The organism is Acidimicrobiales bacterium (genome assembly GCA_041394265.1).
GTDB lineage: Bacteria > Actinomycetota > Acidimicrobiia > Acidimicrobiales > SZUA-35 > JBBQUN01.
Map to the genome: position 1 here is coordinate 1800803 of JAWKIO010000005.1, position 14282 is coordinate 1815084.

Below are 14282 nucleotides of genomic sequence, written 5' to 3' on the forward strand. Positions count from 1 at the left end.
CTCAGCGGTTGGTCGTTCGATCGCTGGTGATCGGTCGGATCCCTGACTCGTGTCGCGCGAGGAGCGCTGCACCGAAGGCACCGGCGGCCTCACCGGCCATCGCCGGCTCGATCCGTATGGTCGGCCGGTGTTGGGCCGCCAGCAGAACCTCGCCGAAGACTCGCTGCACTCTGGGCCCGTAGAGGTCCCAGTCGCGAACGAGTCCACCGCCGACGATGATCAGTTCCGGGTCGCTCATGGCCGCGCAGTTCGCCATCCCGACGGCGACCCACCAGGCGAACCGATCGAGCACCGCGGCCGCTTCCGAGTCGCCGAGACGAGCGGCTCGAGTGATGTGCTCACCTCGCAGCGCTGAAATGTCGCCCTCGAGCTCGGCCATCACGCCCTGCAGTTCACCGGCTTCGGCCGCCTGACCGCCCAGGTATCGCAACCCGGCGCCGGAGGCGTACCGCTCCCAACAACCATGGAGTCCACAGACGCAGAGCGGACCATTCGGATCCACGAGCATGTGCCCCGGCTCGCCAGCCATCCCTGCTGCGCCTCGGACGACGTGTCCATCCGCAATCAAGGCGCCACCGATGCCCGTGCCCAGCGTGACCAGCACGGCGTGCTCGACACCCACGGCAACGCCCACCTCGAGTTCGGCTCGGGCGGCGCAATTGGCGTCGTTGTCAACGAAGACCGGCAACCCGATTCGAGGCTCGAGCAGGTCGCGAATGGGAAACTCGTCGGCATCGACCAAGTTGGGGGCGCGGCGCAATCGGCCGACGACGTCGACCAGGCCGGCGATCCCGATCCCCACACCGCGAGCCTCGACGTCGGATCCGGTCGAATCGATGAGTTCGGCGACCATGTCGGCCAGCATGTCGATCACGGCGGCGGCGGTCGCTCGGGTCGGCCAGCGGGTCTCGAGGAGGATCTCGTTCCGCCGACCGATCACAACGCCGAGCGCCTTGGTGCCGCCGATGTCGACACCGATCACTGCGGGGGCCCGATCGCTCACCAGCAGCCGCCCTTCGTTCGGTCACGTGTGGTGGTCACGCCAGGACCCTAGCGCCCGCCGGTGTCGTCGTGATCAGGACCAAGGCGTGCCGAACGTGTCATCGAACGCAAGCGCCGAGGGCGGCTGGCGCCGGATGGGACCATGACCACGGCCCACCGGGTAGCCGATCGGGATCATGGCGAGCGTTGCCCACTCGTCGGGGATGTCGAGCGCTGCCTGCACCTCGTCCTCCCGCAAGCAGTGGAGGGTGGTGAGCGTGCATCCCAAACCCTCGGCGACACAGGCCAACATGGCGTTCTGCACTGCGGTGTAGACCGACCCACCGCCGACCATCGAGATGCGATCGAGCTTGGCGTCGGTGATGGCCATGAGCTTGGGGTTGCCGCAGAACATCAGGATCGCCGGAGCCTCGGCAAGGTGTTCAGCCAGGTAGTCACCAGCAGCGAAGGTGCGCTCGAGGCCCTCGCGATCGGAGGCGAGGGGCGCCCGTTCGAGCCGTGCCCGATTGGCCGCGGCGTAGGTGGCCCACTCCGGCTCGTAGATCGCCTGCAGCGCAGCCTTGCGCTCCGGGCTGGTCACGACGACCACCCGCCACGGCTGCATGTTGCCCCCGGTCGGCGCCCAACACGCAGCCTGGAGCACGCGTCCGAGGACGTCGGCGGGGATCGGGTCAGGACGAAGGCGCCGAACGGCGCGCAGCGTGCTCATCACCTCATAGAGCTCGGACATCGTTGCCTTCCCGGTGCGACACCCGTCGTGAGCGCACCGCCGCGGACCCTAGTGCAATGCAGTCTCCGCAACCCACGTGCTGCCGGTCCATACCCCCAACTTCCCGCAACTTTGGCGAGTTGATGCCGCTGAGAGGTGTCAACTCGCCAAAGTTGCTGACCGGGAGGGGTGGGGTGGTCGTAGTACCATCGTCCAATGTCCGGGTCGGCGTCTTGCCAGCAGAATGGGTTTCGATCTCATCCCACGAACAGCGAGGCCACCGATGACTCGATCCTGCACGACCTCCGCCGCATCCGCTCGACCACTGTCACGACGAGCACGGGCCGCCCTGGCGATGGGATCGCTCGGCCTGTTCGTGGTGGGCGCACCTTCGGTGGCGGGTGCTCAGGACTCGACCGACGATCCTGCCAAGCTCGACGCTGGTGAGGCCATCTACGGCGCTGCCTGCAGCGGGTGTCACGGGGCGGACGGCACCGGAACGGTGACCGGCCGATCGCTCGTCGGCATCGGCGCACAGGAAGCAGACCGCTCGGTACACATCGCGAGCGTCACCAACGGCAAAGGCGGCATGCCGGCGTTCGCCGACGAGCTGTCCGCCGATGAGATCGACGCCGCAGTCACGTATGTCCGACTCGAGTTCTCCGGTGGTTCGGCAATCGACGACCTGCCGAGAACCGGATCGTCGTCACTTCTGCTCGTCGTGGGCGGGAGCTTCCTTGCGACTGGCGTGGCGCTTGCCGACCTGAGCCGACGACATCGGATGGCGAGCTGACCGCGTGACGAAGGACAGGAAGCTCGGAGGGCCTCGGCAACGATCTCGCACCAAGACCATCGTCACGGTGGCTGGAGGGACGATCGTCGCAGGTGCGATCGTCGTCCTCGGGCTGGCGTGGTGGCTGGGCTACTTCGAGGAACCACCTGCCGAAGCGTCGCTGGAGGACGCCGTTGCGTCCGTCCAGAGTGACGACGACACCGAGACGACAACGGTCGGCGAGAGCGCTGACACCGAGTCGGACTCGACGTTCGCCGGCGTCTGGATCGTCGATGGGACCTCCGACATCACCTTCGCCGGCTATCGCATCAACGAGGTGCTGACCACCATCGGCGATTTCGAGGTGGTCGGTCGAACGAGCGAGGTCGAGGGTGAGGTCGTGATCGACGGCCTCACGATCACCTCCGCCGAGTTCGAGGTCGACATGCAGTCGGTCACCACCGACAACGATCGCCGCGACGCTTCGATGCGGGAACAGTCGCTCGAGACCGACCAGTTCCCCACCTCACAGTTCGTGCTGACGGAGCCAATCGAAATCGGCGATCCCCCCGCTTCGGGATCATCGATCAGCGTCACCGCCGTGGGCGACCTCACCATTCATGGAGTCACCCAGTCGGTGTCGTTCCCGCTCGAAGCGCAACCGGTTGGCGACACCATCGTGGTAGTCGGCCAGCTCGACATCCTCCTCACCGACTACGGGATCGATCCACCGCAGGCCCCGATCGTCGCCGGTGTCGATGACCAGGCGGTGCTCGAACTCTCCGTGGCCCTGACCCAGTCCTCGTGACGGATTCCTCGATCGTTCAGTTGGCCCCACCGGCGAGCTGAACGATCGAGGTGAGCCGCGTGCGCGGGTGCCGGACGAGCAGCGTCACCAGGTCGGCGATGGCGGCGAGCTCTTCGTTGCTCGTCACGGCATGATGCAGCATGATCCCGACCGGCCCCGGTCCGGCCATGCTCGAGGCCAGGGCGTCGGCGAGGGTCGCCGCCGTTCGTTCGCTGCCCTTCGGCGCCGCGAACCAGTCAACGGCAATGGGCACCTCGGCAAGTCCGGGGGTACCGATCCGCCCTGCGCTGAGGTCTCTCGACAGCACCCCGATGCCGATGTCGACGAGCACGTCGCCGAGCGCGTCGGCGCAGCGGTTCCATGGTGGGGTGAAGACGGGGTCGAGCGCATCCCCGAGCATGTCGCTCAGCCGACCCCAACCAGTGGCCACGTCGGCACGGAGCTCCTCGACCGAGCGGTCCGAGCCGAACTCACCCTTGCGCCCACTGAGCTGATGGTTGACATGGGCGAACCCGTGCTGGTGAAGTCGCACACCACTGCGGCGACGCCGTGCGATCAGCTCTTCCGCAAGTCCGTCTCCGAGTGCCTCGGGGATGACGGCGAGGTCGATCGGAGCACCGTTGCGTTCGAAGACGTCGAGCAGGCGGCCGAGCGCTGCGTCGTCCCAACCGGCGTCGTCATCACGGAAGAAGACGTCGACCGGTGTCGCCCGCCGGTCGAGCACGCCGCGAACCGGTTCCAGCCATGGGGCCGTCACGACGCCTCCGCTACGCGGGGGGCCGCCTGCGCCGCTCCGCAACCGACGCCGATCCACTCGTAGCCGGCGTCGGCCGCGGCCTGAGGATCGAGCATGTTCCGTCCGTCGAGGACGATCGGACGCCGCATCAGGAGGCTCGAGCCGGGATCGAGGATGGCTTCGTACTCGGGCCATTCGGTGACGATCACCACTGCGTCGGCACCACGACGCGCGTCGTCGATGTGGTCGGCCCGGCGCGTTCCCGGCGGCAGGAGTGCGAGTGCTTCGTGCCCGACGACCGGATCATGCACCACGACCCGGGCTCCCTCAGCCGCAAGACGCTGGGCGAGCACGACACTCGACGCCTCGCGCATGTCGTCGGTCCCGGGCTTGAACGACAGTCCGAGGAGCGTGATCGTCAGGTCGTGCAACGAACCGAGGCGCCCGAGGAGGGTCGTGACCACTCGGCGCTTCTGGAGCTCGTTGACCTCGATCACTCCGGCCAACAGTTGGAAGTGATAGCCGCCATTGCCGGCCAGCTGCTTCAGGGCGGTCACGTCCTTGGGGAAACACGAGCCGCCGTAGCCGATGCCGGCGGACAGGAACGCCGGGCCGATCCGCCGATCGAGCCCCATCCCCTTGGCCACCGTTCGAACATCGGCACCGACCACATCGCAGACGTTTGCGATCTCGTTCACGAACGAGATCTTCGTCGCCAGGAAGGCGTTCGACGCCAGTTTGACCATCTCGGCCGACGCAAGATCGCAGATCAGGAGTTCGCCGCCAAGGCTCGACCACAGGTCGGCGACCGCCTCGGCGTCGGCAGGGTCGTCGGCGCCCACGACCACCCGGTCGGGCCGGAAGACGTCCTCGATCGCACTGCCCTCACGCAGGAACTCCGGGTTGGAAACGTAGCGGACACCGGTGGCGCCTCGTTCCAGCAGACGACGTCGGATCCGATTGCCGGTGTTGACCGGCACGGTCGACTTCATCACGACGATCATGTCGTCGACCTCGTCGGGGATCGAGTCGATCACCCGCTCGACCCGCGAGAGATCGGCGTCGCCACTGGCCAGCGGTGGGGTGTCGACGGTGACGAACACGATGCGGCAGTGCGAGAACACCTGGGATGCATCGGTCGTGAAGGTCAGCCGCTCCCCGTTCAGCTTCAACAGGTCGGCCAAGCCCGGTTCGTAGAACGGGGGCTCACCGCGCCGCAGTCGTTCGATCTTCGGTGCATCGATGTCGAGGCAGCGCACGTGGTGGCCGAGCTCGGCCAGCGCAACGGCGGTCACCAAGCCGACATAGCCCGTCCCGACGATGCCGATGGCACGCTGGGCATCGGCATCGCTGACGCCAGCGGCATGATGGTCGGGCTGGCCCGACGTGATGTCGATGGTCATGGGGTCAGTAGTCCTTTCCGTTCCCCGAGCGGGGCGTCGATTCCTGCGAGTTCGGCGACGATGCGGGCCGAAGCCGTCGCACCATCGAGGTCGAGGGAGACCGTCGGCGGCGGTGAGCCGGCGGCGGTCACGATGGCGGCCGTCAGACGTTCGGGCGTGAGTTCGTCGGGATCGACCGTGTGGACGATTCCCAGCTCCTGAAGGCGAAGGGCACGACGCCGCTGCTCGTCTTCTCGACCTTCCGAGTACGGGACCACCACTGCCGGTGTCCCCGCTCGAAGCAGGTCCATCGTGGTGTTGTAGCCGCACTGGCTGACCGAGACGGCAGAGCCTGCGATCTCGGACGCAAGGTCGTCGACCTGGCGGATCACGTGGAGCCGGCACGATCGCTCCGCTTGGTCGACCAACCAGTCCCACTCCGGGGTGGGCAGGAACGGCCCGGCGACGATCAGCGTCTCCAGTCCGGTCGCGGCAGCGACGGCGGCGTGGGCGGCGACGGCCGCACGAACGATGGGTTCGCCCACCATGCCGCCGCCGACCGAGACGATGACACGGTCGGCCCGCTCGTCGACGGCCGGTCGTGCGACGGGTCGGCTTGCACCGGCCGTGACGAACCCGGTGGCGTACACCGGCACCCGCAGCGGAGTTCGGGGCCGGAATGACTCGTCGAGTGTGGCGAACGTCGGATCGGCGTGGAACAAGATCGCGTCCAGCGCTTCGTTGGAGCGAAGCGCGGCGCGCTCGTCGTGGCGGGCCTGGTCTCGGCGTTGGTTCACGAGGATGTCACGCACGCTGCACACGACCTTCGGGGCCTCGACCCCCAACTCGTCGATGGCCGAGAGCAGCGGGTCCATCTCGAACGCGAACTTCTTGCGGCCGAAGGGGTAGAGCTCGAGCAGCACGACGCGGGGCCGCCGGTCGGCCAGTGCGCGCAGGATGGTGGCGACCCGACGACGCTTGGCCGTCTCGACGTCGACCTGCGAGCTTCGGCTGACCAGCTCATAGCCGCCGTCGTGACCGAGCGGATCGAGGTTGACGATCTCGACCCCCTCCGGGATCGTCAGGCCGGTCGGCATCGGACCACCGTTGAGCAACACGACCTCGAAGTCGTGCTGCAACGCTTCCGCCAAGGCGAGCGATCGAACGAGATGGCCGAGACCGACCGAATGCTGACACCAGAACAGCAGGGTTGGACGTACCGTGGTGCTCATCGGAGCTGGTCTCCTTCCGCCACGATCAGATCGACGAGTGCGTCAAGGTGTTCGAGCGCACGGGTGTCGACTCGATTCACAGCACGGATCGACCGTTCGGCGATGAGTGCTGCCACTCGGTGCCAGCGGAGGTCGTCATCGTCGGGAAGTCGGCGGACTTCGGCGTAACCGGCCAGAAAGGCGTCAGCCAACTGATCGGCCCGGTCGGTGCGCATGTCACCCAGCACCACACCGTGGCTCAGCCTGGCGAGGAAGCTGGCGATGTCGGCTGCGGGTGAGCCGACCCCGGCTTGGTCGAGATCGATCAGCGACAACCGGCCGTCATCGACGAGGGTGTTGTTCGGATGACAGTCTCCATGCAGGAGCACTTGCTCACCCCCAGGCCGCGCCCGGCTCGCCCATCGCTCGGCAACAGCCTCGAGACGGGACGACGTCTCCGGCCGCGCACGACCGACGAGTTCGGCGCTGTGCACGACTCGCTCGATCTGTAGGCGGCCGAACGGTCGATCGTCGGCACTGATCGGCAGATGGTGGAGATGGGCGATCGCTGCGCCGAGCCCGTGGAGCACTCGATCGAGCTGGCCGCTCGACACCGATCGCCAGCTCCATCCGGGGAGCGGGGACAGAGCGAGGAGCGCCCCATCGCTCGAACGGCCGAGCACCCGTGGCGTCGAGACGTCGTCGTGACCATCGGCAAACCAGTCGGCGACCCGCCGGTACCGGTCGGCGAAAACCGACGAGTCGACGGTGTCGGGCGCGTAGAGCTTGACGAAGGCCAGCGTCGAGGATCTGTCGTCGGCGGCGCGCACCGTGAGGCTGCGCTCCGGGGCGTATTCGGCCACCTCGCTGTGCGCCCATCCCGGAAGTCCGACGTCGAACGCCAGATCGGTGGATGGGTGCATCACCTCGGCCGCTCGTCGCATCCGGCGGTCGGTCGGGAACATCCACCACACGGCGTCGCACTCAGGGTCGTGCAGCACCGTGCCCTCGGGGCTCACCCGCGCCGACTTCTCGAAGGCGGCCAGAGCGTTGCCGTCGCGGAACAGGCGAGCCGTGGCGGTGACCGTCCGGCCATCGATCTCGAACCGGTGCACGACCCGAAGGCTCTCGCCGATCCGGTACTTCGAACGCACCAGGCCACGCGGGATCACGCCGGCGGGCGGATCACCGAGGAGCCGGCCGAATCGCACCGCTGCGCTCCAGGGGTCGAGATGGAGATCACGACTCGGCAGGTCGGCATCTGGGGTGAGAAGGTCGGTTGCGGTCAACATCAGGTTCGACTCCAGTTCGCGGAGGACGGCTGCCAGGCGAGGTCGTCACGAGATCCGCCCCAATCGATCTGCACGGCGTGGTGGTCGCCGTCGACCTCGTGAATGACCGATCGCGGCGAGCGGCAGAGCGGATCGATCAACGTCACGATCGTTGCGGTGTGGTGGCGAGGCGCCGCAATGGCGATCACCGGTGCCGGGAGGCGCTCTCCATACGTTGGCGACACCCAGCCGTCTTCGATGTCGACGAGGCCGCTGTCGCGCAGCACCACGAAGGTCGCCGCCGGGGTCTCGACGATCGAGCCGGCTTCGGCCGCTCGAACCGTCACCGCGCCCTGCGTACTCGGATCGAGATGCCAACGAGCGACGTAGTCGTGGGGCTCGTCGTCGGCCAGCTCGTCGATGACGATCCAGTACTCCCCGCCGACGAACGCCAGGGTTCGCTCGTGCACCGCCCGGTACTGCGGACTGGTTGCCCTCGCCACGACGATGTCGAGTCCGTGCTCGGTGTGGCGGCGAACGAGATGGGCCGAGGACGTGGGTCCCTTGGGCTTGCCCCGCCGGTACGGCGTCTGATCGAGACCGTCGACGCAGACCGTGTTGTGCGCTTGGGTCCCCTTGAACCACCTGCGCCACCCGTCGGGTCCGTCGGCGTAGGTGAAGCGTCCGGGATCGACGGCGATGCGATGTCCGCCGCCGGCGAGCTCGACGCTGAGGTGGTCGTAGTGCCCGTGTCCTCCATCGCCGAGTGGTCCGCAATCGAGAATCGCCCAGCGTTCGTCGCCGTAGGGCGTCGATCCGTCGCCCCAACCACTGCGCTGGACGACATAGCCACCGGTGGGGAACGTGGCGGCGGTGTCCTTCGGCGGCACCCCGCGACCACCCAGCGTCGCCGCCCACTCGAGGTCAGGCCGCCCGAGCACGCGGGAAGCGAACGAGAGCAGACTGCGGAAATCGGCCTGATCGCCATCGGACAAGGCGGGTGTCGTCCCGTCGGGACATTGCAGGTGGAGGCCGAACGTGGCGGCCCGATCGGTGGCGGCGAGCAGACGATCGTCGACGTCGAGCCCGGCGAGGCGAGCGTTGGCGACGGCGCCGACCAACGAACGAAGAACGATCATGTGATAGTCCGATGACCGCTCGCGATGGACCCCGTCGTCCACGATGTCGAGTGCCGCGTTCTCCGCCAGGAGGCCGAGGGCGTCAGCGGCGAGCGGTGCTTCGCCGAACGCAAGCCCGACGAGGAGCAGGGTGTACAGCTCCATGGTCCGGTGGTTGCGCTCCGCGGTGAGATGCGTCGCGAGGTGCTCGACATCGTCGAGGATTCGGCGGCGCAGTCGATCGGCGACGCCCGGGCGAAATCCCTCGAACGAGGTGGACGACGCGAAGCGCTGCCAGGCGTACAGCCAGTTCTGCAGTCGACGGGCACTCACGTCCGAGGTGTCGTGACCGACCGGAACCTGGACGCAGAACGAGGTCGTGAGGTCCTCCCATGTCGACAGGTATCGCGGGTCCCCGGTGGTGACGAACCCGTGCGCGAGGTCGAGGCCCTCGTAGAGCTTGACCCACTCGATTCGCCATTCCTCGTCATCGGCCAGGCCGCCGCCGATCCAGTCCGGCGAGGTCCCGAGGTCGAGGGTCACCTCGGCGTGCGTGAAACGACCGACGCACGCCGCGTCGGCGGTCGCAAGGTCACGGTGCAGTTCCTCGATCACGCAGACGAAGGCCCCGAGGTCGGTGCGGGTGTCGGTTGCGCTCATCGAACGCCGCTCCCTGCGAGACGGGTGCTGAACCTCTCGGCAAGCTCGCGGGCGAGCTGGTCGCCGTCGAAGTGCTCGTTGATCGTCGAGCGGGCGTGGTTGCGGAGTGATGATGCCAGGCCCGGGTCGTCGATCACTCGGCGAATGGCATCGGCCAGCGCTTTCGGATCCTCGGGTGGGACGAGCAACCCGTTGCGTCCGTGCTCGACGACCTCGGGAATGCCCGACACCTTCGTCGAGATCACGGGGAGACCCGCCGCCATCGCCTCGACGAGCACGTTGGGAATGCCATCTCGGTCTCCGGTGTCATCCACACGGCAGGCCAAGACGAACATCGACGAACTGCGGTACTCCTCGACGAGCTGCGCCTGTGTCACCGCACCGCGCAACGTGACACGGTCTGCGAGGTCGAGCGATCGGACGAGTTCACGCACCACGTCGGCCTGGTCGCCGTCCTCTCCGGCGATGACCAGCTCGACGTCGCCCAGCTCGGCAACCGCCTTCACCAGGACGTCGAACCCCTTCTTCGGGACGAGCCGACCAACCGAGATGATCCTCGGCCGGTCGCACGGCGGGTGGAACGGTGGTGCATCCACGAGCAGTTTCGTGAACTCGGCGTTCAGCCCGTGGTAGGCCAGCTGCACGTCGGCCGATGGCTCGATCTGGTGGAGGTGATCCACGTTGGCGGCCGTGCAGGTGAGCGTGAAGTCGGCCGCTCGAAGCTTGCGAGCGAGCAGGCCGGCCGGGTTCAGCGACGACCGGTAGATGTCCTTCGCATGACCGGTGAAGGAGAAGCTGGTACCCGAGATGATGGAGGCGAGCCAGGTCACCGTCGTACAGCCGTGGGCGAAGTGGGCGTGCAGATGCTCGACGTCGCCGGCAGCGTCGAGTGTGTCCACCAGCGCCACGGCCAACAGGAACTCCTTTGCGTAGATCGCTCGGGGTCGACGACCCTTCCGGGCACGAACGGACTGGGCCGCTGCCTGCCCCGCCGCGCGGCACACCCCGACCGGGTGGCGTCGAGCCACTCGCCGGAGCGGCGCGGCGAACGAACCGAGGTTCTCTCGGAGCCAGCGTGGGAGGCCGGTACCCGACAGGGACGAGGTCGCAGGCAGGTAGGTCGGAACGGCCTCGATCAGATCGACAATCGGATGGTGTGTCGTCTCCTCGCTCGGCTTGATGACGATGATGCGAAGGGCGACACCCAGCTGTTCGAGGCGGTAGATCTCACTGGCGATGAACAGCTCGGAGATCCGCGGGTAGCCCTTCAGGACGTAGGCAACCGTGGGCTGCCCGCCCTGGCGGTGAGGAATGCTGTGCTCAGAAGTGCTGTGATCAGACATGCTGTGCCTCCAGCGCTCGGCAGAATCGGGTCGAGCACTCGAGCACGTCGTACCGCTCGACTGCGGTACGACGGGCCGAGCGTCCGAGTTGTCGGAGGACCGCCGGCCGCTCCGACAACTCGATCAGTGCCCGTCCGAGCTCGGCGACGTTGGCGGGCTCGACGAGAAGGCCGTTTGCGTCGTCGCCGGCGCCGTCGCGTACCGCCACGGCAATCGCTGCGACATCACTGGCGACGATCGGGCGTCCGCTTGCCAGCGCTTCCAGCACGACGTTCGGCAGACCATCGCGGTCACCGGTGCTGTCGATGACGGAGGGAACGACGACCACGTCGGCGTCTCGGTAGAGCTGTGGCAACTCGTCGTGGCTCCGCCGACCGACGAGCGCGACCCGATCGCCGAGTTCGAGGTCGTCGATCATCTGCTCGAGATGCGATCGTTCCGGACCGTCACCGACGATCTCGAGCCGCACACGGTCGTCGACGGCCGCCATGGCCTCGATCAAGAACCGAAATCCCTTCTTCTCGACCAAACGTCCCACCGAGAGCAGGCGGAGGGAGGGGCCAGGCTCCCGATGGGACGCAGGAGGGTGGAATCGATCGAGATCAACGCCATGCGGCACCAGCTGGGCGTCGATATCGAGGTCTCGAAGTGTGGCGAGTGCGTCGGCATTGCACGTGATCACCGTTCGGGCGTTGGCCGCCCGACGTTGGAGTTCCACGGGCTCGACCTTGCGGACATCGAGCGCATGCACGCTGAAGCTGAACGGCACGCCGAGGGTCGCCGCCGTCAGCTCGGCGATCGCTGCGGGTCGATGGGCGAAGTAGCCATGCACGAGATCGACACCGCCGGTGGCCCGAACGATCTCAGCTGCCTGTTCGGCCTGCTCTGCGTCGTCACCGCTGAGCACGGTGGTCAGCGGTTCGAGCAGACCCCAGCCCGGTTGGTCACAACCGCTCACCACCGTGCCGTGGTCACCGGGCTTCGTGGCGAGGACACAAGCCAGGCGTCCGGCTCGCTGGAGGGCAAGCAGCTCGTTGACGGCGAACGTCTCCGAGAGGCGGGGGAATCCCGAGACGACGACGGCGACCCTGCCGCCTCGCGCCGACACGGCTCCGCAACCATCGGGCCGAGTCGTGAGACTCGACGTCATGCCGACCCCACCGCGGCGAGAACGGCGCCGGAACTTGCCATTGCCGCTCTCCGCTCGCTGACGAATTCCAGTTCGGCGGCAAGCCCCTCGTGCAACGACGTCGAGGGCCGCCAACCCAGTTGCCGTCGGGCGACGGTGGTGTCGGCGCACGTGCGTTGCACGTCACCGCGTTGGGTCGACATCCGCTCCACCAGGAGACGGCGACCGGCAAGTCGTTGGATGATCGAGATCACCTGGTTCATCGATGCCTCCTGTCCACCGCCGATGTTCAGGATCGGATCGACGTTCTCCGTCGTCATCGACCGCACGGTGGCGTCGACGGCATCGGCGACGAAGGTGAAATCACGGGACTGCTCGCCGTCGCCATACAGCTCGAAGCTCGGTCCGCCGATGGCGGTTTCACAGAGACGCCGCATCGCCATGTCAGGTCGTTGGCGGGGACCGTAGACCGTGAAGTACCGGAGCCCGACCGTCTCCAGACCGCCGTGGCGAGCGATCCGCGCCAGATCCTCGCACGTCGCCTTGGTGACACCGTACGGCGAGCGAGGGGAGAGCGGCGTCGCCTCCCCGCACGGATAGACCTCGGCGTTGCCGTAGACCGACGACGACGAGGCGTAGACGACCCGACGCACCCCGGCCTCGACCGCAGCTTCGAAGACCCGCTGGGTCGATCGGACGTTGTCGTGCAAGTAGCGAGTGAACTCCTCACCGAAGCTGCCACGAACTCCTGCTTGGGCGGCGATGTGGAACACCGCCGGCCGTTGGCGAAGGAGCCGATCGAGCGGCGCCGTCGCCACGTCGTCCTCGATCAGTTCGAAGCGGGGCTCGCTCCGAAGACCATCGAGGTTGCGGCGCTTCTCCGCAGGGTCGTAGTAGTCGGTGAACGAGTCGATGCCGGTGACGTGCCACCCATCGGCGAGCAGCCGCTCGCTCAAGTGAGATCCGATGAATCCGGCGCAGCCGGTGACCACTGCATGCATGGCTCGCTCCTTCGTGGCGGAAGGCGACGACGGGCTCGTCGCTCTTGTTGCCATGACTTTCGAGGCGACCGGGCGCGACCGGCAATCGGACCTTCGGGCTAGCACCACCGGGCAAACCGTGCCCTGCCGGCCCGCATCCGTGAGCGTCGGTACTACGACCATGAGACAAGTGCACGTCGCCCTTGGCCGGTTCGACAATGGACGCAGGTCCATCCACACCAGCCCGATGCGTCAGGCGAGGGACACGAGGGTTTTGCAGACATGAGTGACGACATTCGAGAACCAGTTCCGCTGCACAAGGTGATCGGCGCCCGCCCGATCAGCTGGCAGACGCGCCACCGAATCCGTCGGACACTCGCCATGTCCGGCTGGGCTGCCGCCGCTGGGATCGTGGTGGGCGGCAGTGTCTTGTTGTGGTCGCAACTCTTCGATGATCCTGGAAGTGTCGACGTCTGGCTCAAGGGACCGCGTCCACCGGCGGCGCACGCCAGCTCGGACTCGGACTCGCCACCCCAGACGGCGCCGCAAGCGGCTCCCACGTCGTCGACGCCAGCCACCACCGAAGAGGAGCAGGCGCACGCCATCGGCAACGAGCGCGGCCATGCCGACGAGCATGACGAAACCTCGGCAACTCGGCCAGATGCCTCCACGGCGAGCCATGACACGACACCTCATTCCACGCCGACCACGGCGGTCGCCGCACCCCAGAGCGCCGCACCTCCCGCTCCAGCCCCGGTACCGGCTCCCTCGCCGGTGAACTCGACGCCGACGGTTCCGGCAGGGCCGGCAGCAACATCTCCTCCAACCGCCGCGCCGTCGCCACCGCAGAGCCAGACCGCCCCGCGATCAACGACGACCACGCAGCCAACGGCGACCACCACTCGCCCAACCACCACGACAACCCGACCAACAACCACCACCACTCGCCCAACCACCACGACAACCCGACCGACAACCACCACCACGACACGTCCGGCGACCACGTCCACCACCGATGATCACGATGACGATGACTCGAGCAATTCGGGCAAGGGCTCGAGCAACTCGGGCAGCGGATCCAGCAATTCGGGCAAGGGATCGAGCAACTCGGGCAGCGGATCCAGTGGCTCGGGGAAGGACAGCGACGATGACGACGACTGA

General features: G+C 67.3%; 13 protein-coding genes. 3 read left to right on the forward strand and 10 right to left on the reverse strand.

What is annotated here, in order from left to right; translation table 11 throughout:
* Position 1: 1 nt before the first annotated feature.
* Both R2733_08805 and R2733_08810 read right to left on the reverse strand, forming a co-directional pair.
* Entirely contained in the window at positions 2 to 1003 is a 1002-nt protein-coding gene (locus tag R2733_08805) for an ROK family protein (GenBank protein ID MEZ5376596.1), read from the reverse strand.
* Positions 1004 to 1075: 72 nt separating this feature from the next.
* Complete coding sequence (locus R2733_08810; GenBank protein ID MEZ5376597.1) at positions 1076 to 1732, reverse strand: nitroreductase family protein; 657 nt, start codon at positions 1730 to 1732, stop codon at positions 1076 to 1078.
* 262 nt (positions 1733 to 1994) lie between these two features.
* Between R2733_08810 and R2733_08815 the strand changes: the two genes are divergently transcribed.
* Positions 1995 to 2504, forward strand: a complete 510-nt coding sequence (locus R2733_08815; GenBank protein MEZ5376598.1) for a cytochrome c — start codon at positions 1995 to 1997, stop codon at positions 2502 to 2504.
* A gap of 67 nt (positions 2505 to 2571) precedes the next feature.
* Positions 2572 to 3291, forward strand: a complete 720-nt coding sequence (locus tag R2733_08820; GenBank protein MEZ5376599.1) for a YceI family protein — start codon at positions 2572 to 2574, stop codon at positions 3289 to 3291.
* Between the two features lie 16 nt (positions 3292 to 3307).
* Here R2733_08820 and R2733_08825 read toward each other — a convergent pair whose 3' ends face one another.
* Genes R2733_08825 through R2733_08860 form a run of 8 tightly spaced genes read right to left on the reverse strand, consistent with a single transcriptional unit; the run spans position 3308 to position 13142 of the window.
* Positions 3308 to 4048, reverse strand: coding sequence for a hypothetical protein (locus R2733_08825; GenBank protein ID MEZ5376600.1), 741 nt, complete (start codon positions 4046 to 4048; stop codon positions 3308 to 3310).
* Positions 4045 to 5430 carry a UDP-glucose/GDP-mannose dehydrogenase family protein gene (locus R2733_08830; GenBank protein ID MEZ5376601.1) on the reverse strand — a complete coding sequence of 462 codons (1386 nt, stop codon included), beginning with the start codon at positions 5428 to 5430 and terminating at the stop codon, positions 4045 to 4047. Before R2733_08830 ends, R2733_08825 begins: the two co-directional genes overlap by 4 nt.
* Positions 5427 to 6641 carry a glycosyltransferase gene (locus R2733_08835; protein MEZ5376602.1) on the reverse strand — a complete coding sequence of 405 codons (1215 nt, stop codon included), beginning with the start codon at positions 6639 to 6641 and terminating at the stop codon, positions 5427 to 5429. The genes R2733_08830 and R2733_08835 overlap by 4 nt, the downstream gene beginning before the upstream one ends.
* Positions 6638 to 7912: a phosphotransferase gene (locus R2733_08840; protein MEZ5376603.1), complete on the reverse strand. Its 1275-nt coding sequence runs from the start codon at positions 7910 to 7912 to the stop codon at positions 6638 to 6640. Before R2733_08840 ends, R2733_08835 begins: the two co-directional genes overlap by 4 nt.
* Complete coding sequence (locus tag R2733_08845) at positions 7912 to 9669, reverse strand: alginate lyase family protein (protein ID MEZ5376604.1); 1758 nt, start codon at positions 9667 to 9669, stop codon at positions 7912 to 7914. Before R2733_08845 ends, R2733_08840 begins: the two co-directional genes overlap by 1 nt.
* Entirely contained in the window at positions 9666 to 11012 is a 1347-nt protein-coding gene (locus R2733_08850; GenBank protein MEZ5376605.1) for a glycosyltransferase family 4 protein, read from the reverse strand. The genes R2733_08845 and R2733_08850 overlap by 4 nt, the downstream gene beginning before the upstream one ends.
* Positions 11005 to 12162 carry a glycosyltransferase gene (locus R2733_08855; protein MEZ5376606.1) on the reverse strand — a complete coding sequence of 386 codons (1158 nt, stop codon included), beginning with the start codon at positions 12160 to 12162 and terminating at the stop codon, positions 11005 to 11007. Before R2733_08855 ends, R2733_08850 begins: the two co-directional genes overlap by 8 nt.
* Positions 12159 to 13142 (reverse strand): GDP-mannose 4,6-dehydratase, encoded by a 984-nt coding sequence (locus R2733_08860; protein MEZ5376607.1) that lies wholly within the window; start codon positions 13140 to 13142, stop codon positions 12159 to 12161. Before R2733_08860 ends, R2733_08855 begins: the two co-directional genes overlap by 4 nt.
* Positions 13143 to 13403: 261 nt before the next feature.
* Between R2733_08860 and R2733_08865 the strand changes: the two genes are divergently transcribed.
* Positions 13404 to 14282: a hypothetical protein gene (locus R2733_08865; GenBank protein MEZ5376608.1), complete on the forward strand. Its 879-nt coding sequence runs from the start codon at positions 13404 to 13406 to the stop codon at positions 14280 to 14282.